Source organism: Streptomyces phaeochromogenes (genome assembly GCF_001418655.1).
In the GTDB taxonomy this organism is placed as follows: domain Bacteria; phylum Actinomycetota; class Actinomycetes; order Streptomycetales; family Streptomycetaceae; genus Streptomyces; species Streptomyces phaeochromogenes.
The window spans coordinates 1-17,213 of the sequence record NZ_LIQZ01000123.1; the positions used below are offsets into that span (position 1 = coordinate 1).

General features: G+C 70.6%; 18 protein-coding genes. 12 read left to right on the top strand and 6 right to left on the bottom strand.

The window, feature by feature from the left end; genetic code table 11:
• Nucleotides 1-56: 56 nt before the first annotated feature.
• Nucleotides 57-443: a VOC family protein gene (locus tag AOK17_RS17595; protein WP_055613438.1), complete on the bottom strand. Its 387-nt coding sequence runs from the start codon at nucleotides 441-443 to the stop codon at nucleotides 57-59.
• A 71-nt stretch (nucleotides 444-514) separates the two neighbouring features.
• Here AOK17_RS17595 and AOK17_RS17600 point away from each other — a divergent pair, with 71 nt between their 5' ends.
• Complete coding sequence (locus AOK17_RS17600; protein ID WP_055613439.1) at nucleotides 515-1,054, top strand: GNAT family N-acetyltransferase; 540 nt, start codon at nucleotides 515-517, stop codon at nucleotides 1,052-1,054.
• A gap of 24 nt (nucleotides 1,055-1,078) precedes the next feature.
• Here the strand turns inward: AOK17_RS17600 and AOK17_RS17605 are convergent, their stop codons facing one another.
• The gene (locus AOK17_RS17605) at nucleotides 1,079-1,762 is read right to left on the bottom strand and encodes a glycerophosphodiester phosphodiesterase (RefSeq protein ID WP_055613440.1); all 684 of its coding nucleotides are present in this window, start codon (nucleotides 1,760-1,762) and stop codon (nucleotides 1,079-1,081) included.
• 378 nt (nucleotides 1,763-2,140) lie between these two features.
• Between AOK17_RS17605 and AOK17_RS17610 the strand changes: the two genes are divergently transcribed.
• The 5 genes from AOK17_RS17610 to AOK17_RS17630 all read left to right on the top strand — a co-directional run bounded on the left by AOK17_RS17610 (nucleotide 2,141) and on the right by AOK17_RS17630 (nucleotide 6,782).
• Nucleotides 2,141-3,538 carry a DUF6421 family protein gene (locus tag AOK17_RS17610; RefSeq protein WP_055613441.1) on the top strand — a complete coding sequence of 466 codons (1,398 nt, stop codon included), beginning with the start codon at nucleotides 2,141-2,143 and terminating at the stop codon, nucleotides 3,536-3,538.
• A 38-nt stretch (nucleotides 3,539-3,576) separates the two neighbouring features.
• A complete protein-coding gene (locus AOK17_RS17615) occupies nucleotides 3,577-4,332 on the top strand; it encodes an SDR family oxidoreductase (RefSeq protein WP_055613442.1) in 756 nt (251 codons plus the stop codon).
• A complete protein-coding gene (locus AOK17_RS17620) occupies nucleotides 4,329-5,399 on the top strand; it encodes a threonine aldolase family protein (RefSeq protein ID WP_055613443.1) in 1,071 nt (356 codons plus the stop codon). The genes AOK17_RS17615 and AOK17_RS17620 overlap by 4 nt, the downstream gene beginning before the upstream one ends.
• 83 nt (nucleotides 5,400-5,482) lie before the next feature.
• Nucleotides 5,483-6,076, top strand: a complete 594-nt coding sequence (locus AOK17_RS17625) for a transglutaminase domain-containing protein (RefSeq protein ID WP_055613444.1) — start codon at nucleotides 5,483-5,485, stop codon at nucleotides 6,074-6,076.
• Between the two features lie 13 nt (nucleotides 6,077-6,089).
• Nucleotides 6,090-6,782 (top strand): B3/B4 domain-containing protein, encoded by a 693-nt coding sequence (locus tag AOK17_RS17630; RefSeq protein WP_055613445.1) that lies wholly within the window; start codon nucleotides 6,090-6,092, stop codon nucleotides 6,780-6,782.
• Between the two features lie 21 nt (nucleotides 6,783-6,803).
• On the opposite strand, the gene AOK17_RS17635 is transcribed toward AOK17_RS17630, so the two are convergent.
• Entirely contained in the window at nucleotides 6,804-7,532 is a 729-nt protein-coding gene (locus AOK17_RS17635) for a lysophospholipid acyltransferase family protein (RefSeq protein WP_055613446.1), read from the bottom strand.
• Between the two features lie 190 nt (nucleotides 7,533-7,722).
• A complete protein-coding gene (locus AOK17_RS17640; protein WP_055613447.1) occupies nucleotides 7,723-8,139 on the bottom strand; it encodes a DUF4395 domain-containing protein in 417 nt (138 codons plus the stop codon).
• 75 nt (nucleotides 8,140-8,214) lie between these two features.
• Here AOK17_RS17640 and AOK17_RS17645 point away from each other — a divergent pair, with 75 nt between their 5' ends.
• The 4 genes from AOK17_RS17645 to AOK17_RS17660 all read left to right on the top strand — a co-directional run bounded on the left by AOK17_RS17645 (nucleotide 8,215) and on the right by AOK17_RS17660 (nucleotide 11,460).
• Nucleotides 8,215-8,637: a TlpA family protein disulfide reductase gene (locus AOK17_RS17645; RefSeq protein WP_055613448.1), complete on the top strand. Its 423-nt coding sequence runs from the start codon at nucleotides 8,215-8,217 to the stop codon at nucleotides 8,635-8,637.
• Between the two features lie 232 nt (nucleotides 8,638-8,869).
• A complete protein-coding gene (locus AOK17_RS17650) occupies nucleotides 8,870-9,394 on the top strand; it encodes a flavin reductase family protein (protein ID WP_055613449.1) in 525 nt (174 codons plus the stop codon).
• Between the two features lie 245 nt (nucleotides 9,395-9,639).
• The gene (locus tag AOK17_RS17655) at nucleotides 9,640-10,425 is read left to right on the top strand and encodes an electron transfer flavoprotein subunit beta/FixA family protein (protein WP_055613450.1); all 786 of its coding nucleotides are present in this window, start codon (nucleotides 9,640-9,642) and stop codon (nucleotides 10,423-10,425) included.
• A gap of 72 nt (nucleotides 10,426-10,497) precedes the next feature.
• Nucleotides 10,498-11,460, top strand: a complete 963-nt coding sequence (locus AOK17_RS17660; protein WP_055613451.1) for an electron transfer flavoprotein subunit alpha/FixB family protein — start codon at nucleotides 10,498-10,500, stop codon at nucleotides 11,458-11,460.
• A gap of 99 nt (nucleotides 11,461-11,559) precedes the next feature.
• On the opposite strand, the gene AOK17_RS17665 is transcribed toward AOK17_RS17660, so the two are convergent.
• A complete protein-coding gene (locus AOK17_RS17665) occupies nucleotides 11,560-12,471 on the bottom strand; it encodes an endonuclease/exonuclease/phosphatase family protein (RefSeq protein ID WP_055613452.1) in 912 nt (303 codons plus the stop codon).
• Nucleotides 12,472-12,853: 382 nt separating this feature from the next.
• Here AOK17_RS17665 and AOK17_RS17670 point away from each other — a divergent pair, with 382 nt between their 5' ends.
• Nucleotides 12,854-14,158, top strand: a complete 1,305-nt coding sequence (locus AOK17_RS17670) for a DUF6986 family protein (protein WP_055613453.1) — start codon at nucleotides 12,854-12,856, stop codon at nucleotides 14,156-14,158.
• 143 nt (nucleotides 14,159-14,301) lie between these two features.
• Nucleotides 14,302-16,452: a serine/threonine-protein kinase gene (locus tag AOK17_RS17675; RefSeq protein ID WP_079053090.1), complete on the top strand. Its 2,151-nt coding sequence runs from the start codon at nucleotides 14,302-14,304 to the stop codon at nucleotides 16,450-16,452.
• Here AOK17_RS17675 and AOK17_RS17680 read toward each other — a convergent pair.
• Complete coding sequence (locus AOK17_RS17680) at nucleotides 16,398-17,210, bottom strand: hypothetical protein (RefSeq protein ID WP_055613454.1); 813 nt, start codon at nucleotides 17,208-17,210, stop codon at nucleotides 16,398-16,400. The two genes, AOK17_RS17675 and AOK17_RS17680, sit on opposite strands and share 55 nt — an antisense overlap.
• Nucleotides 17,211-17,213: the final 3 nt, after the last annotated feature.

Genomic DNA, 17,213 nt, shown 5'->3' on the forward strand with positions numbered 1-17,213 from the left:
CGCTCAGTGCGGTCCGCTCAGTGCGGTCCGCTCAGAGCCGCGGCTGAGAGCTCCGCTCAGGGTCGGTACCGCAGCGGATGGTCCGCCGGTACCTCAACCACCACGATTTCTGTTCCGTCCGGATCCGCGAGCCACATCTCGATCAGCCCCCACGGCTCCTTCACCGGCGGCCGACGCACCTCGACGCCCGCGGCCACGAGTTCCTCGTACGCCGCCGAGACGTCCGCGACCTGGAGCCACAACTTGACGGCGGGGGAGGGGGGTTCCTCGGAGCGGCCCGCGACCTCCAGGAAGCCGCCGCCCAGGAAGTAGACCGTGCCGCGCTCGGGACCCGTACCGAACTCGCGGTAGACGGGCAGGCCCAGCTTCTCGCCGTAGAAGGCGCGGGAGCGCTCGGGATCGGTGGGGCGGAGCAAGGTCCGGCTGCTCAGTACATGCACCATGCGCCCGGAGCCTAGTAGGAGGGTTACGCTCGGCGGTGCCCGAGCCGCGCCCGAGATCGGAGAACCGCTCCATGGACACCGCCGCCACCGGACTGACGTTCCGCGACGCCACCGACGCCGATGTGGACGACCTCGTCGTGCTGATCGAGTCGGCCTACCGGGGAGACTCCAGCCGCACCGGATGGACCACCGAGGCGGACATCCTGGAGGGCCAGCGGACCGACCCGGAGGGCGTGCGCGCGGTCATCAAGTCCCCCGACAGCCGTCTGCTGACCGTCGAGCGCGACGGCACGGTGGTCGCCTGCTGTCAGCTCGAACACCGCGGTGACCACGCCTACTTCGGCATGTTCGCGGTCAGTCCCACCCTCCAGGGCGCGGGACTCGGCAAGGTGATCATCGCCGAGGCGGAGCGGTTCGCCCGTGAGACCTGGGGCGTCAAGGAGATGCACATGACGGTGATCTCCGCACGCGAGGACCTCATCGCCTGGTACGAGCGGCGCGGCTACCGCCGTACGGGAAAGATGACCCCCTTCCCGTACGGCGACGAGCGCTTCGGCATCCCGCAGCGCGACGACCTGCAGTTCGAGCTCCTGGTGAAGCCGCTCGCATAATCGTTCCGCCGCGCGGTCCGGCCGTTACGCCGTGAAGCGGCCGGTGCGCTTGATCTCCGGATAGTCGGTGGTCGCGCCGTCCAGCTCCAGGGCGCGCACGAGGCGCAGATGGTCCTGGGTGTTCACGACCCAGCCGATGATCCGCAGGTCCGCCTTGCGTGCGCGCTCGACGACCTCCAGGGTCAGGCGGCGGATGTTGAGGACGAGACTCGTGGCGCCGACCGCGGTCGCCCGCTCGACGACATCGACGCCATAGCGGCTGGCGACCAGCGCCGTGCGGACGCCGGGCACCAGCCGCGCGATCTCGGCGATGGCCTCGTCGTGGAACGACAGGACCTCGACCCTGCCGACCAGATCGCGCCGGTTCATGACCTCCGCCAGCGCCCGGGCCGCGGCCACGTCCTTGATCTCGGCCTGCAGCGGGGCCGTGACGGCGTCCAGGACCTCCTCGAAGACCGGGATGCGCTCACCGCGGCCCGCGTCGAGCACCCGCAGCTCGGCGAGGGTCTTCTCGGCGATCGGCCCCGAACCGTCGGTCGTACGGTCCACGTCGGCGTCGTGCATGACGACGAGCGCGCCGTCCTTGCTCAGATGCAGATCGAGTTCGATCAGGTCCAGGCCGGCCTGCTGGGCGGCGATGAAGGAGCGGAGGGTGTTCTCGGGCTCGACACCCATGATTCCGCGGTGCCCGATGGTGAGAAAGTTCAAGGCTGACTCCGCTTCCGTCGACGGCGGCTCGGCTGCCGCGTGCTGCGGTCCCGTGCCCACGCGGCAAGGCCGCAGCCTAATGGCCCGGCCCGGCGTTGAACCCGCTCCGGCAGCGGGGAATGAGGCCTTCCAGCGGCGAGAACAGGCCGCGCCGGGCCCCTCCCGCCTCACTCCTGCGTGGGCGAGTCCCGGGCGGGTTGACCGAACTCCGGCGGCTACCCAGCAATCGGCGGAAGTAGTCGTCCTCACGGCGTCAGGCAGGAAAAAGAGCGGTGAAGATGGAGGGAGGCAGGATAATCTCCCGAGTCTCCACTTGTGGCGGAGAACCCTGCACGCATACGGTGTCCATACGCGAGGTTCTCCCGTGAAGGATGGGTCATGACGGAAATTCTTGTGCAGGTGGGTACGGAGGAGCAGGCTCCTCCCCGGGACAGGGTGGTGGAGCACCCGGCCTGGCCCGTGCTCAAGGATGCCGTGGAGCGGATCCGGCCATGGCAGTCCAAGGACGGTTCGGTCGACTTCGACGCCGAGGGCGCCCCGGACCAGGCCGACGCCGGTCTCGCCGTGCGCCGTGTCATCGACGCGGTCGAGGAGCTCTCCCCGCTCCTTCCGCACGACGCCGCCTACCACGAGGCGCTGGTCAAGGACCTGCGCCGCTGGGCCGAGGGCGGCTTCCAGGTCCCCGACTTCCTCGACTCGCTGCTGGCCTTCCAGCCCGCCGCGCACCGCGAGGACGGGCTCCAGCACCTGGTCGTCTTCCCGATGTACACGCAGAACGGCAATCCGAACCGCAACTTCGAAGCGGTCGTGCTGCGCATGGTCTGGCCCGAGTGGCTGGCCGATCTTGAGCGCACCCGCTACGACAACCCGCTGTTCTGCGGCATCACCTTCGAGGACTTCACGGCCGGATACGACACCAACTCGGCCGTCCTCTTCCCGGAGACCATCGCCGTGCGCGAGGCGCCGGAACGATTCTCCTGGGGCGGCATCTTCTGCGACCGCGAGGCCGCCCGCTTCCGCAAGGTCACCGAGGCCGCCGTCGACACGCTCGGCCTCGAACTGCCGGACGACATCCGCGAGATGGTCGGCGACCAGGCGCGCTGTGAGCAGGCCTTCGTCCTGTGGGACATGGTCCACGACCGCACCCACAGCCACGGCGACCTGCCCTTCGACCCCTTCATGATCAAGCAGCGCCAGCCGTTCTGGATGTACGGCCTGGAGGAGCTGCGCTGTGACCTCACCGCCTTCAGGGAGGCCGTGAAGCTGGAGGCCGACGGCTTCCCGCAGGGCCGTGACGTGCAGTACGCGGTGCTGTTCGACCGCATGTTCCGCTTCCCGGTGACCGGTGACCGCGTCCGCAACTACGACGGGCTCGGCGGCCAGCTTCTCTTCGCCTACCTGCACAAGCACGACGTCGTCCGCTGGACCGACAACAAGCTGCACATCGACTGGCAGCGCGCCCCGCAGGTCACCAATGAGCTGTGCGCCGAGATCGAGAAGCTGTACCGCGACGGCATCGACCGTCCGAAGCTGGTCCACTGGTTCGCCGCGTACGACATGGTGTCCCAGTACCTCGCCCCGCACCCGGGCTCCCGCTGGGCCAAGGGTCCGGACGCCCTCGATCTGAACCAGCCGCCGCGAAAGCTCGTGGACGACGTGCTTCCGGACGAGTTTCCCCTGAGCATGTTCTATGAGGCCCTCTCCAAGAAGCTGAAGAACGTGATCGCCTCCACGAAGGGCATCACGGCGGAGAGCGCCGAGCGGGTGGCCGCGTGAGCGACCGCGCCAATATCACTGCTCAGGAGGCGAAGATCATGGGGAACGGGGCTCTCAGCGGTGCGGTGATCGCGGTGGCCGGCGCGGGCGGACCCGCGGGCCGGGCTGCGCTTCTGCGGCTTGCCGAGGCGGGTGCGACCGTCGTCGGCGCGGACAACGATCCCGAGCGGCTCGCGGAGGCGGTGGACGCGGCCCGGTACGCGCACGGCGGCTCCACGGTCGTCGGCGACACGGTCGACCTGCTGGATCTGCAGTCCAGCCATGAGTGGGCCGCCCGCATCGAGAAGGACTTCGGGCGGGTCGACGGCCTGGTCCACCTCGTGGGCGGCTGGCGGGGCAGCGAGACCTTCACCAAGACGGTTCTCGACGACTGGGATCTCCTGGAGATGCTGCTCATCCGGACCGTGCAGCACACCTCCCTCGCCTTCCACGAGGCGCTGCAGCGCAGCGAGCGCGGCCGGTACGTCCTGATCAGCGCGGCGGGGGCGAGCAAGCCCACCGCGGGCAACGCGGCCTACTCCGCCGCCAAGGCCGCGGCCGAGGCCTGGACGCTTGCCATGGCCGACTTCTTCCGCAAGGCCGGAGTCTCCGAGGGCGCGGACGGGGCGACGTCCGCGGCTGCGATCCTGGTGGTGAAGGCGTTGGTGCACGACGCGATGCGCGCCGAGCGCCCGAACGCGAAGTTCGCGGGCTTCACGGACGTCAAGGAGCTGGCCGAGGCCATCACCGGCGTCTGGGAGCGGCCCGCCTCCGAAGTGAACGGAAAGCGTCTGTGGCTGACCGAGAAGCGGTGAACCCTCCGAAGACCGACGCCCGGCGTCGTCACGACCCGGAGATCCGCGGATTCGCCAGCGACAACTACGCGGGGGCCCACCCCGAGGTGCTCGCCGCCCTGGCCCTGGCCAACGGCGGGCACCAGATCGCGTACGGCGAGGACGACTACACCGACCACCTCCAGCAGGTGATCCGGGGCCACTTCGGCGCGAGTGCCGAGGCGTTCCCCGTCTTCAACGGCACCGGTGCGAACGTCACCGCTCTCCAGGCGCTCACGGACCGCTGGGGCGCGGTGATCTGCGCGGAGAGCGCGCACATCAACGTCGACGAGGGCGGCGCCCCCGAGCGCATGGGCGGGCTCAAGCTGCTCACGGTGCCCACGCCCGACGGCAAGCTCACCCCCGAGCTGATCGACCGGCAGGCGTACGGCTGGGACGACGAGCACCGTGCGATGCCGCAGGTCGTGTCGATCACCCAGAACACCGAGCTGGGTACCGTCTACACGCCCGACGAGGTCCGCGCGATCTGCGAGCACGCCCACGCGCACGGCATGAAGGTGCACCTCGACGGCGCCCGGATAGCCAACGCCGCCGCCTCCCTGGACGTCCCGATGCGGGCGTTCACCAACGCGGTCGGCGTGGACGTCCTCTCCTTCGGCGGCACGAAGAACGGCGCGCTGTTCGGCGAGGCCGTCGTCGTCCTCAACCAGGACGCCGTCAGCCACATGAAGCACCTGCGCAAGCTGTCGATGCAGCTCGCCTCCAAGATGCGCTTCGTCTCCGTGCAGTTGGAGGCGCTGCTCGCCAAGGACCTGTGGCTGCGCAACGCCCGCCACGCGAACGAGATGGCCCAGCGCCTCGCCGAGGGCGTGCGCGCAGTGCACGGCGTCGAGATCCTCCACCCCGTGCAGGCCAACGCCGTCTTCGCCCGACTGCCCCACGACGTGAGCGAGCGCCTGCAGAAGCGCTACCGCTTCTACTTCTGGGACGAGGCCGCGGGCGATGTCCGCTGGATGTGCGCCTTCGACACGAGCGAGGACGATGTCGACGGCTTCGTGGCGGCGCTCAAGGAGGAAATGGCCCGCTAGCGACCCAGCATCGCGTGCATAAATATGCGGCCACCCGAAAAGTCATTGACTCCCGGGTGGCCGCATTCCTATGCTCTGCGGGCATGGAGCTGATCCAGAACACCCCCGACCTGTCCGCGTACTTGGCCGCTGACGAGGTGATCGACCACCACCATCCGCTCGTGCGGGAGACGGCCGCGCGTCTCACCGAGGGGGTGGCGGACTCGTATGACTATGCGCGCGCCGCGTACGAGTTCGTGCGCGACACCGTCCCGCACTCCCAGGACGCGGGCGACCCGCGTGTCACCTGGCGCGCCTCCGACGTCCTGGAACTGCGCACCGGCATCTGCCACGCCAAGGCGCACGCGCTCGCCGCGCTCCTGCGGGCCGAGGACATCCCCACCGCCTTCTGTTACCAGTCGCTTCTCCATGACGACGGGGGCGGGCATGTCGTGCACGGCCTGGTCGCCGTGCGGTTCAACGGGGCCTGGCACCGGCAGGACTGCCGCGGCAACAAGCCGGGCGTGGACGCCCGGTTCTCACTCGACGGCGAACGGCTGGCCTTCCCTGTCGACCCGCAGTCCAATGAGATGGACTACCCGGTCCTGTACGCTGAACCACATCCGGTCGTCCTGCGCGCCCTCAAGGCAGCCCCCGACCGGCCGCACCTGTGGAAGACCCTCCCCACCGCACTCTGAGGCAAGGCAGAAGATGACCCTCCCGCTCACCGTGTCCGACGAGGTGCGCGCCCTCGCGCCCGGTTTCACGCACGTCACCGTCGAGGCGTACGGACTCGTCAACGGGCCCAGTACGGACGGCACCTCGGAACTCCTCGACGACGCGGCCCGACGGCTCGCCGCCCGCCTCGACGGACGCGCCCCGCACGAGGACCCGCACATGGCCGCGTGGCGCGAGGTCTACACGGCGTTCGGCTCAAAGCCCTCGCGTACGCGCAACTCGGCGGAGGCGCTGGCGAAGAGGGCCCTCTCGGAGGCCGGGCTGCCCCGGATCAACGTGCTGGTCGACCTCTACAACGCGATCAGCGTCGCCCATCTGATCCCGGTCGGCGGTGAGGACCTCGACCGCATCCAGGGCGGAATGCGTCTCGTGCGGGCCACGGGCGACGAGGACTTCGTGACCGTCGCGGCGGGGGAGCAGGCCGTCGAACACCCCGACGCCGGGGAGGTGGTGTGGTGCGACGAGAAGGGCGTGACCTGCCGCCGCTGGAACTGGCGCCAGGGTCCGCGCACCCGCCTCACCGAGGAGTCGACCTCGGCGGTCTTCCTCCTGGAGAGCCTCACACCGATGCCGGTGGCGGACGTCGAGGTCGCGGGCGCCGAACTCGCCGAACTGCTGGAGAAGTTCAGCCCCGGGGCGCGGATCACTGTCCACGCGCCTCGGTAGCGGCTCGGTACGAGTGGCCGCTCAGCGGGCCTCGGAGGCCTTGACCTCTTCGGGGGTCGGGGCCGTGCCGCCGAGGTGGGCCGGCATCCACCAGGTGTCGTTCGGGCCCTTGGGGCGTACGGGATAGGCGCGCTGCGCGGCTTCCAGGAGTTCCTGCACACGCTCACGCAACTGGCGGGTGATCGCGCCCGCGTACTTGTCGCGCGAGGCCTCTATGGCCTCGCCGACGCGGATGGTGATCGGGATGTGGCTGCGCTTGAAGTGGCGCGGGTGGCCCTTGGTCCACAGCCGCTGCGTGCCCCACACCGCCATCGGGATCAGCGGGACGCCGGCCTCCTGGGCCATGCGCGCGGCACCCGACTTGAAGCTCTTCAGCGTGAACGACTGAGAGATCGTGGCCTCGGGGAAGACGCCGACGATCTCGCCGGAGCGCAGCGAGTCCAGCGCGTGGGCGTACGCCACCTCGCCGTTCTCGCGGTCCACCGGGATGTGCTTCATGTTGCGCATCAGCGGGCCGGAGATCTTGTGCCGGAACACCGACTCCTTGGCCATGAAGCGGACCAGGCGCTTCTGCGGAAGGGCGGCCAGACCGTCGAAGATGAAGTCGAGATAGCTGATGTGGTTGCTCACCAGCACCGCACCGCCGGAGCGCGGGATGTTCTCCGTTCCCTTGAGGTCGATCTTCAGGTCCCAGGCCTTGAACAACGTCTGGGCGAGACCGATGGCGGGACGGTAGGCAAGCTCAGCCATGGACGGAGTTGACCCTTCTCTCTGGTCTGCCTGGGAAGGGGTGCTCCCGGCGGGAAGTTACGCTGCCGTAGGTTTACGGCATTGCGCAGATCGTGCCCCAAGAACGGACGAGTGGCCAGTCCTCGTGCCGCGCCAGGGCGAGATCCTCGTCACGTCACCCCTTGATCCACCTCGGAGTTTTAAGCCGCCTTTACTCTGCGCGAACCGTGAGCCGACGTACGAGCAGGTACATCTCGCACCCGAGGCAGTACCCGAACGCAGCGTTCAGAAACGCCGCCGCGAGCGCCGCCCCGGTCGCCGCCAGTCCCAGCCACTCGGGCCCCACTCCGTAACCGATCAGTCCCACCGCCGCGAACCCGAAACCGACCGCCTGCGCGAACCGCGGCGGCTCCGGCGCCTCGAACTCCGTCGGCGGCCCGATCCGGGGACGCACCGCCTTGCGGAACAGCCAGCCGTACGGGGAACGCGCCACGCCACCGGCGGCGCCGAGCGCGAACGCCACTGTCTGCCAGGCCAGCAGCCAGGCGCTGCCGGTGATCAGTACGACCGCCAGCACGACGGTCGTCACGGCCGCTCCGAAACGCGGCCCTCTTGCATCGATGTCCATGGATCAAGCATTCCGCATGGAAAACGATCCGCCGCCGCGGGAATCTTTGCAGTCTCGTGAATGCTGAAGCCGTAGATGGCCGGAATCGTGGTGTGTGTGGTGGTGCTCGTGGCGGCGAGCGCCTTCGGAGCGCTGAACCGACGGCGGAGCGGGAGAGTCAGAGTGCGCGGGCGGGACGGCGGAAAACGGCTGGGCGCGGCCGAGTTGGGCGAGGACCTCGGTGAGCGGGCCACGCTCGTCCAGTTCTCCAGTGCCTTCTGCGCCCCCTGCAGGGCGACCCGCAGGGTCCTCGGCGAGGTCGCCGGCCTGGTCCCGGGCGTGACGCACGTCGAGATCGACGCCGAGGACCACCTCGACCTCGTACGGGAACTCGACATCCTCAAGACGCCGACCGTGCTCGTCCTCGACGCGGACGGACGCGTGGTCCGGCGCGCGACGGGACAGCCGCGCAAGGCGGACGTGATCGCCGCGCTCGGCGAGGCGGTCGGAACATCCTGACCAGTGACGCTGGATGAGGCTGGAGGCCGCCGGTGACGCATCTCCCATATGCCGGGACGCACTTGACTGCACGCACCACCTATCGTCAGCCTGACCGTATGCCCCTGGAACTCCTTCTCGTCGAGCGCGAACGCCCTCGGACCGCGGCTCCCGGCCGTTGCGCGAGCGCGCACTGTCCGGGCTGTTGACCAGCCCAGGACCTGCTCGTCGCCTCCCGCAGAAGGACAACTCCATGACGGCCACGCCCGATCTCGGAACCCCTCGACTCACTTCTCCCGAACTCGCCTCCCCGGACCTCCTGCGCTCCGTCTTCCGGCGCCACGCGGCCGGAGTCGCCGTGATCACCGCCCAGGGCGGCGAGGGTCCGGTGGGCTTCACCGCCACCTCGCTCACCTCGGTGTCCGCCGAGCCCCCGCTGGTCTCCTTCGGCGTCGGCACCGGCGCGTCCAGCTGGCCGGCGATCGCCGAGAGGGACCACGTCGGCGTCCACATACTCGGCGAGCACCAGCGGGAGCTGGCGGCCACCTTCGCCCGCAGCGGCGCCGACCGCTTCGGTGCGCCCACCGCCTGGCGGGAGGGCCCCGAGGGCGTCCCCGTACTCGACGATGTTCTCGCCTGGCTCGTCTGCCGGGTCGTCGCGCGCGTGCCGGCCGGGGATCACCGCATCGTGCTGGCCGAGGTGGTCCTCGGGGACCCCGCCGGTGCCGGCCGCCCACTCCTGTACCACCAGGGCGACTTCAAGGCGCTGCGGGAATGACGCGTCGGGCCGTACGGCCCACCTCGCCTGCGTGGGCGTCGAGTTCCGATTACGCTGCGTTGCGAAGGTCACAGTTCAAAGCGCTTGCTTAGAGGGAACCACCTGCGGGAGCGTAGATGTGCGTACTGGCGAGTAATATTTCGCCCGGAGCGCGGCTCGCCCCCACCGGGAACGGCCGCTTCAGGCGCCTATGCTGCCCCTAAGCAGGCAGCCCAGAAAAAAGACGATGCAGTAGGAGAGCCGGCGTGAGCTTGAGGATCGTTGTCACCGTGAAGTACGTGCCCGACGCCACTGGCGACCGGCACTTCGCCGATGACCTGACCGTCGACCGTGACGACGTGGACGGCCTGCTGTCGGAGCTCGACGAGTACGCGGTCGAGCAGGCCCTGCAGATCGCCGACGAGGCGGACGACGCGGAGATCACCGTGCTGACCGTCGGCCCCGAGGACGCCAAGGACGCCCTGCGCAAGGCGCTGTCCATGGGCGCCGACAAGGCGATCCACGTCGAGGACGACGACCTGCACGGCACGGACATCATCGGTACGTCGCTGGTGCTGGCCAAGGCCATCGAGAAGGCCGGCTACGACCTGGTCATCTCCGGCATGGCGTCCACCGACGGCACCGCCGGCGTCGTCCCGGCACTGCTCGCCGAGCGTCTGGGTGTTCCACAGGTCACGCTGCTCTCCGAGGTCTCCGTCGAGGACGGCGTGGTCAAGGGCCGCCGCGACGGCGACACCGCCTCCGAGCAGCTGGAGGCCTCCCTGCCGGCCGTCGTGTCGGTCACCGACCAGTCGGGCGAGGCGCGTTACCCCTCCTTCAAGGGCATCATGGCCGCCAAGAAGAAGCCGGTTCAGTCCTGGGACCTGGAGGACCTGGAGATCGAGACGGACGAGGTCGGTCTCGAAGGCTCCTGGACCAAGGTCGACTCCGCCACCGAGCGCCCGGCACGCACCGCCGGCACGATCGTCAAGGACGAGGGCGAGGGCGGCAAGCAGCTCGCCGAGTTCCTCGCGGGCCAGAAGTTCATCTAGAGCCCCATCGAGGCTCGCTGAACCTCCATCCGCCGACCGCCCCTCATCTTTCGCAAGCAGGAGAGCATTCCCATGGCTGAAGTTCTCGTCTATGTCGACCACGTGGACGGTGCCGTCCGCAAGCCCACCCTTGAGCTGCTGACGCTGGCCCGCCGCATCGGCGAGCCCGTCGCCGTCGCGCTGGGCCCCGGCGCCGCCGACACCGCCGCCGCGCTCGCCGAGCACGGCGCGGTCAAGGTCCTCACGCACGACGCCGCGGAGTACGCCGACTACCTGGTCGTCCCGAAGGTGGACGCGCTGCAGGCCGCGTACGAGGCCGTCTCCCCGGCCGCCGTGCTCGTGCCGTCCTCCGCCGAGGGCAAGGAGATCGCCGCCCGTCTCGCGGTCCGCATCGGCTCGGGCATCATCACCGACGCCGTCGACCTGGAGGCCGGCGACGAGGGCCCGGTGGCCACGCAGTCCGCGTTCGCCGCCTCCTTCACCACCAAGTCCCGCATCTCCAAGGGCACCCCGGTCATCACGGTCAAGCCGAACTCGGCCGCCGTGGAGGCCGCCCCGGCCGCCGGCGCCGTCGAGGCCCTCGCGGTCTCCTTCTCGGACAAGGCGACCGGCACCAAGGTCACCGGCCGCACTCCGCGCGAGTCGACGGGCCGCCCCGAGCTGACCGAGGCCGCGATCGTGGTCTCCGGCGGCCGTGGCGTCAACGGCGCCGAGAACTTCTCGATCATCGAGGCCCTCGCCGACTCGCTCGGCGCGGCCGTCGGCGCCTCGCGTGCCGCGGTGGACGCCGGCTGGTACCCGCACACCAACCAGGTTGGCCAGACCGGCAAGTCGGTCTCCCCGCAGCTGTACATCGCCTCCGGCATCTCCGGCGCGATCCAGCACCGCGCGGGCATGCAGACCTCGAAGACGATCGTCGCGGTCAACAAGGACGCCGAGGCGCCGATCTTCGACCTCGTCGACTACGGCGTCGTCGGCGACCTCTTCGAGGTCGTCCCGCAGCTCACCGAGGAGATCAACACCCGCAAGGGCTGATCGGCTCCACGGGTACCCCGCGGGTGTTTCGCGGGTACCCCGTGACCTACGAGGCCCCGGTGACCGTCACGGTCACCGGGGCCTCGCCCCATGCCGGGGTCAGCCCAGGGTCAGTGACGCCTGTACGGGCAGATGGTCGCTCGGGAACTGTCCGTGCGCGGAGAACGTGTTGATCGACGCCCGGTGGGCGGTCACGCCGGGCGTGGCGAGTATCCAGTCGATGCGGTCGCCGTCCGGGGTCAGGGGCTGGTAGCCGTGGAAGGTGGCGTACAGCTTGCTCCGCTGGGCCGCGGTGTCCCAGGTGTCGGTGAGTCCGGCGGCCAGCATCGTGTCGTAGACCGGGTTCTTGTGGGCGGCGATGTTGAAGTCGCCGGTCACGAGGAGAGGCAGGGTCCGGTCGAGACCGGCGATCCGTGCGGTGATCAGGGACGCGGCGCGCGCGCGTGCGTTCTGGCTCGCGTTGTCGAGGTGGGTGTTGAGGAAGTAGAACTGCCGCTCGCCGTCGCCCAGGTCACGGAAGCGGACCCAGGTCACCATGCGTATGGACCCGCCGCCCCAGGTGTTCGAGCCGATGACATTGGGGGTGTCGGAGAGCCAGAAGTGGTCGTACTCGACCGGGGCGAGTCTGCGGGTGTCGTAGTAGACCGCCATGAACTCGTCGCGGCTGCCGCCCGCGCGGCCCGTGCCGATCCAGTCGTAGTGCGGCCCGAGGTCGGCCTCTATGTCGCGCACCTGCTGGTAGAGCCCCTCCTGGGTACCCATGACGTGCGGCTGCTCCTGGCGCAGCAGTTCGCGCATCACGGAGCGGCGGACGGCCCAGCTGTTCGGTTCGGCGGTGCTCGCGTACCGCAGATTGAACGACATGACCTCCAGCCGGCGGCTCCGCGATATTCGGTTCGCGGCGGCGGCGGGTGAGGTCGACAGTGCTGTACTGGACAGAGGCAGCGTGACCGCCGCTGCGAGAGCGGTCTTGAGGCCCAGGCGACGCGTGACTCGGCTGCGATGGGGCACGGGTGGCTCCTTCTCTGGCGGAGGCCGGGTCCTGTGAGGGACACCGGTTCTGCTGCGGATGGCGGCGAGTCGTGCGCATCGCAGTTTCGAAGCTGGGCGTGAACATGTCGAGATCCCGGGGTGGACCCCGAAGGAAGTCCCGAGGGCGGCCCCGAGGGAATTCAGGGGCGGCCGCGGTGCGAGTCCCGGGCCGCCGGGGAAGGGATCCGGCGACGACCAGGGAAGGAATACGGACGTGGCCCGGCAGGGTATCCGATGCGCTCAGGGCCGGAGCCCGGGGGGTGACCGGGAGCCCGGAGGGTGTTGACCGGCGGGAAGGTCCGCGGATAACTTCGCTCTACGGATATTTGATTCCGTGGAGCGGAAAACAGGAGGGCTTGGAATGGGTCAGGGCCAGCAGGAGAAGGTGGCGACGAGCCTCGCGGGCGCGGTCAGCGAGGAGATCAGTGCCTCCCTCGCCCCGGTCGACGCCGAGTTGGAGCGCCGCTACCCCGGCGACCCCGGCACCCGCCAGCCCGTCCACACCGTGTACGTCCCCGGTGACGTCTTCGCCGCCGACACCATCCGCTCCTGGGGCGACCAGGCACTCGCCGCACTCGACGAACACGCACCCGACGCCGCCGCCTTCGCCGCGGTCCTCGGTCTCTCCGACGACCTCGCCGCGCCCGTGTACGACCGCGTACGCGCCAAGCTGGAGCGCGAGCCCGTCGAGGACCTCCGCGTCGACTTCGAGGACGGCTACGGCCCGCGCCCGGACGCCGAGGAGGACGAGGCGGCGGCCCGCGCGGCACGGCTGGTCTCGGAGGCGTACGAGAACGGCACGGCGGCCCCGTACATGGGCATCCGCATGAAGTGCATGGAGGCGCCGGTCCGCGACCGGGGCATCCGCACCCTCGACATCTTCCTGACCGGCCTGATGGAGGCGGGCGGCCTGCCCGACGGGCTGGTGCTGACCCTGCCCAAGGTGACCTATGCCGAGCAGGTCACGGCCATGGTGCGGCTCCTGGAGGAGTTCGAGAAGTCGCGCGGCCTGGAGCAGGGCCGGATCGGCTTCGAGATCCAGATCGAGACCAGCCAGTCCATCCTCGCCACCGACGGCACCGCGACCGTCGCCCGCATGATCCAGGCGGCGGAGGGGCGGGCCACGGGCCTGCACTACGGCACCTTCGACTACAGCGCCTGCCTCGGTGTCTCCGCCGCCTACCAGGCCAGCGACCACCCGGCCGCCGACCACGCCAAGGCGATCATGCAGGTCGCGGCGGCGGGCACCGGCGTCCGCGTCTCGGACGGCTCCACGAACGTCCTGCCGGTCGGCCCGACCCCGAAGGTCCACGACGCCTGGCGGCTGCACTTCGGCCTCACCCGCCGCGCGCTCGCCCGCGCCTACTACCAGGGCTGGGACATGCACCCCGGCCACATCCCCACGCGCTACGCGGCCGTGTTCGCGTTCTACCGTGAGGGCTTCGAGCAGGCCGCGGGGCGCCTCGCCCGGTACGCCAACCGCGCCGGCGGCGACGTCATGGACGAGCCCGCCACCGCCAAGGCCCTCAGCGGCTACCTCCTGCGCGGCCTGGACTGCGGCGCCCTCGACATCGCCGAGGTGGCCCGAGCGGCCGGCCTGACCCGCGCCGACCTGGAGGCCTTCGCGACCCCGAGGCGGGCGGACCTCACGATCTCGACCCCGTAGGGGCCCGCCCCGCGGGTTCGGAACGGCCCGTGGCGGCCCGCACGTAGCGACCAGGTCACAGCGATGGCGCCCCCGCCCCGGGTGTCACTTCCGCCCCGTACTCTGGACGCCACTCATAGGTGTGACTCAGGAACGGGGCAGCGGTGTCTTCGGGGGAAAACCAACAACCAGGGGAGAAGGACCGACCGGACGGGCCCGACCAGCCCGACGGTATCGGCCGGCTCCTCGTCGGACGCTACCGCGTCGTCGCCCAACTGGGCCGCGGCGGCATGGGCGTCGTCTGGCGGGCACTCGACGAGGTCCTGGGCCGCGAGGTCGCGGTCAAGGAACTGCGTACGTACTCGGACGCGGGCGCGCCCGAACTGGCCGACCTGGGGCTGCGCATGCAGCGCGAGGCGCGCGCGGCGGCCCGCGTGCGCCACCCCGGAGTCGTCGCCGTGCACGATGTGGCGGAGGTCGACGGCCGGCCGCTGATCGTCATGGAGCTGGTGGACGGACCGTCCCTGGACGACGTCCTGCGCGAGCGCGGCACCCTCGACGCACGCGAGGTGGCCGGGATCGGTGCGAAGGTCATGGACGCGCTCTCCGCGGCCCACCGCGCCGGAGTGCTCCACCGTGACGTGAAGCCCGGCAACATCCTGCTCGACCGCTCCGGCCGGGTCGTCCTCACCGACTTCGGCATCGCCACGATGGACGACCCGGGTGACGGCTCCGCCACCCATCTCACCCGCAGCGGCGAACTGGTCGGCTCCCTGGACTACTTGGCACCCGAGCGGGCCCAGGGCCACGAACCGGGCCCCGCCTCCGACATCTGGGCCCTGGGCGCCACGCTGTACGCGGCCGTCGAGGGAGCCTCGCCCTTCCGGCGTACGTCGACCTGGTCCACGCTCACGGCGATCGTGGTCGAACCGCTGCCGGAGCCGCAGCGCGCCGGACCGCTCGGCCCTGTCCTGCAGCAATTGATGCACAAGCAGCCGGAGTCCCGCCCGGACGCCGACGAGGCGAGCCGCCTGCTGCAAGCGGTGGCGGACGCCACTACCGGCCCGGACTCGGCGACCAGGGGCCTGCGCCCGCCCGCACCCCGGCCGCGCGAGGCGACCGAGCGGAGCGTGCCGGCGGTACCGCCGGGCTTCGGCCCGCCGGAGTCGGCCGGCGCGGGCTTCGGGCCCGCGGGCGAGGGCAGGGCGGAGGCCGGTTCCTCCGGCGGCTCCGCGTCCGGCGTTCCGGCGACGGGGCATGCGGGTTTCGGCGCCCCGGAAGTGGGCGGGGCCGGGCCTGCGGGTTCTGGTACCGGTACGGGAGAAGCCGCATTCGGCGCCGCGGGCGTCGGTGGATCCGGGCCTGGAGCCCCCGGGGAGGGTTGGCCGGGGGCCGCGAGTCCGGCGTCGGACGGGACGGACGGGACTGGTGGGACGGGCGCCTCGACATCCGCCTCAGTGTCGGCCTCCGCCTCCGAAGGGAACGGCGGATACGGCTCCGGATTCCCGGACGCGGGCCCGACAGCACCCGGTTCCCAACAGGCAGGCAGCCACGGCATACCGTCGGCCGCGGGTTCCTCCGTACCGCCCCCGATGACCGGGCCGGGCTTCGGGCCGCCCGAGTCGATGGCTCAGCCCGCCGTTCCGGCCGGCCCCCGGCGCCGCAAGGGCCGGGTCCTTCTCGCCGCCGCCGCGGTCACCGTCGTGCTGGCCGCGACCGGCGTCACCGTCGCCCTCATGAACGGCGGCGACGAGTCCAAGCCCACAGCCGGGCCCGGGGCCTCCCAGGGCGGCGACGCCACCCCGTCCGAGGGCGCGAGCCGCGGCTCGATCGACGTGTCGGACGACACCAAGCCCACGGAACAGGGCGACAAGAAGGAGTCCGCGAAGCCGAGCGAGAAGCCGGACCGCACCGAGGACACCAAGCCCACGGACAAGGCATCGACCCCCTCGGCCGAGCCCACCAACGGGGGTACCACAGGCGGCGGTTCCGACGGCGGCACCACCGGCGGAGGCGGCGATCCCAGCCCCGCCCCGGTCTGCAACGCCATCGGCGGCGGCAAGTACAACTGCGAGGTCTGGAAGACGTCCAAGTCCTACACCGCGGGCGGCGCCGAGGCGGGCACCCTCAACGCGGGTACCAACTACTTCTACTGCCAGCAGAACCTCGGCCGCCGCGAGACCTACGGCGAGTGGACGAACGTCTGGTGGGCGAAGACCGACGACGACAGCGGCAACACGAACGTCTTCGTCAGTGACGTCTACATCAAGGGCGGCGACAACGACGCGCCGGTTCCCGGGCTGCCGGTCTGCTGACCGGGCAGGTACTTCTCCAGCCCGGAGGCCGTCGTCCACCCCTCCTCGGCGAACAGCCGGGTGCCCGCGGTGCAGAGCCGCAGATCGGCGCGCGCCCGGGCGCAGAACTCCTCGGGCGTGGTGCCGAACAGGTCCCGCAACCGCGGTGACCGGCCGAGGAGTTGGGTGAGCAGCGCTCGCTCGCCGGGATGCCTCAGCGGCGTCCCCGTACCGTCGTGGAGGACTCCGCGCCGGTTGACGTAGAGATGGGCGCCGTCGAGCGTGGCGCCCGACTCCAGCTCGATCCGGACGTCGGCGGCGGGCAGCGACACCCGGTCGTACGCTCCCGTCGGCGCCGTGACGCCCTCGCTCGCGTCCACGGCCGCGAGTTGCGCCGGGTCCAGCCAGGTGACGAACAGCTCGCGGGTGTGCCCGGGCGCGCGAAAGGGCGACGCGGACACGTACCCCATCGCGCTGACGTGCGCCGAGACGCCCACCTCCAACCCGGTGACCCGCGCCTTCGCCAGCGGGAGCGGGGACGACAGCTCGTACTCCCGCATCTTGTGCCGGAGTTGCGCGGGGCAGGCGTTGGAGCCGACCGCGAGGACCGGTACGCGGCCCGGGAACGTGTGGCCGGTGAGGGGCAACAGCCGGTCCCCGTCCAGGAGTCCGGATTCCTCGGGCCAGGCGCCCGGATACGTCAGTGGATGGTCGCGTGGCGCCTCGTCGAGACCGAGCGCTTCCAGCGTGCGGTCGGCGTACGGGTCGGGGGCCGTCATGCG

What these genes read in the sequence shown, in the direction of transcription:
- AOK17_RS17595 (WP_055613438.1), bottom strand. Translation starts at nt 443, where the DNA reads ATGGTGCATGTACTGAGCAGCCGGACCTTGCTCCGCCCCACCGATCCC.
- AOK17_RS17600 (WP_055613439.1), top strand. Translation starts at nt 515, where the DNA reads ATGGACACCGCCGCCACCGGACTGACGTTCCGCGACGCCACCGACGCC.
- AOK17_RS17610 (WP_055613441.1), top strand. Translation starts at nt 2,141, where the DNA reads ATGACGGAAATTCTTGTGCAGGTGGGTACGGAGGAGCAGGCTCCTCCC.
- AOK17_RS17615 (WP_055613442.1), top strand. Translation starts at nt 3,577, where the DNA reads ATGGGGAACGGGGCTCTCAGCGGTGCGGTGATCGCGGTGGCCGGCGCG.
- AOK17_RS17625 (WP_055613444.1), top strand. Translation starts at nt 5,483, where the DNA reads ATGGAGCTGATCCAGAACACCCCCGACCTGTCCGCGTACTTGGCCGCT.
- AOK17_RS17630 (WP_055613445.1), top strand. Translation starts at nt 6,090, where the DNA reads ATGACCCTCCCGCTCACCGTGTCCGACGAGGTGCGCGCCCTCGCGCCC.
- AOK17_RS17635 (WP_055613446.1), bottom strand. Translation starts at nt 7,532, where the DNA reads ATGGCTGAGCTTGCCTACCGTCCCGCCATCGGTCTCGCCCAGACGTTG.
- AOK17_RS17640 (WP_055613447.1), bottom strand. Translation starts at nt 8,139, where the DNA reads ATGGACATCGATGCAAGAGGGCCGCGTTTCGGAGCGGCCGTGACGACC.
- AOK17_RS17645 (WP_055613448.1), top strand. Translation starts at nt 8,215, where the DNA reads ATGGCCGGAATCGTGGTGTGTGTGGTGGTGCTCGTGGCGGCGAGCGCC.
- AOK17_RS17650 (WP_055613449.1), top strand. Translation starts at nt 8,870, where the DNA reads ATGACGGCCACGCCCGATCTCGGAACCCCTCGACTCACTTCTCCCGAA.
- AOK17_RS17660 (WP_055613451.1), top strand. Translation starts at nt 10,498, where the DNA reads ATGGCTGAAGTTCTCGTCTATGTCGACCACGTGGACGGTGCCGTCCGC.
- AOK17_RS17670 (WP_055613453.1), top strand. Translation starts at nt 12,854, where the DNA reads ATGGGTCAGGGCCAGCAGGAGAAGGTGGCGACGAGCCTCGCGGGCGCG.
- AOK17_RS17680 (WP_055613454.1), bottom strand. Translation starts at nt 17,210, where the DNA reads ATGACGGCCCCCGACCCGTACGCCGACCGCACGCTGGAAGCGCTCGGT.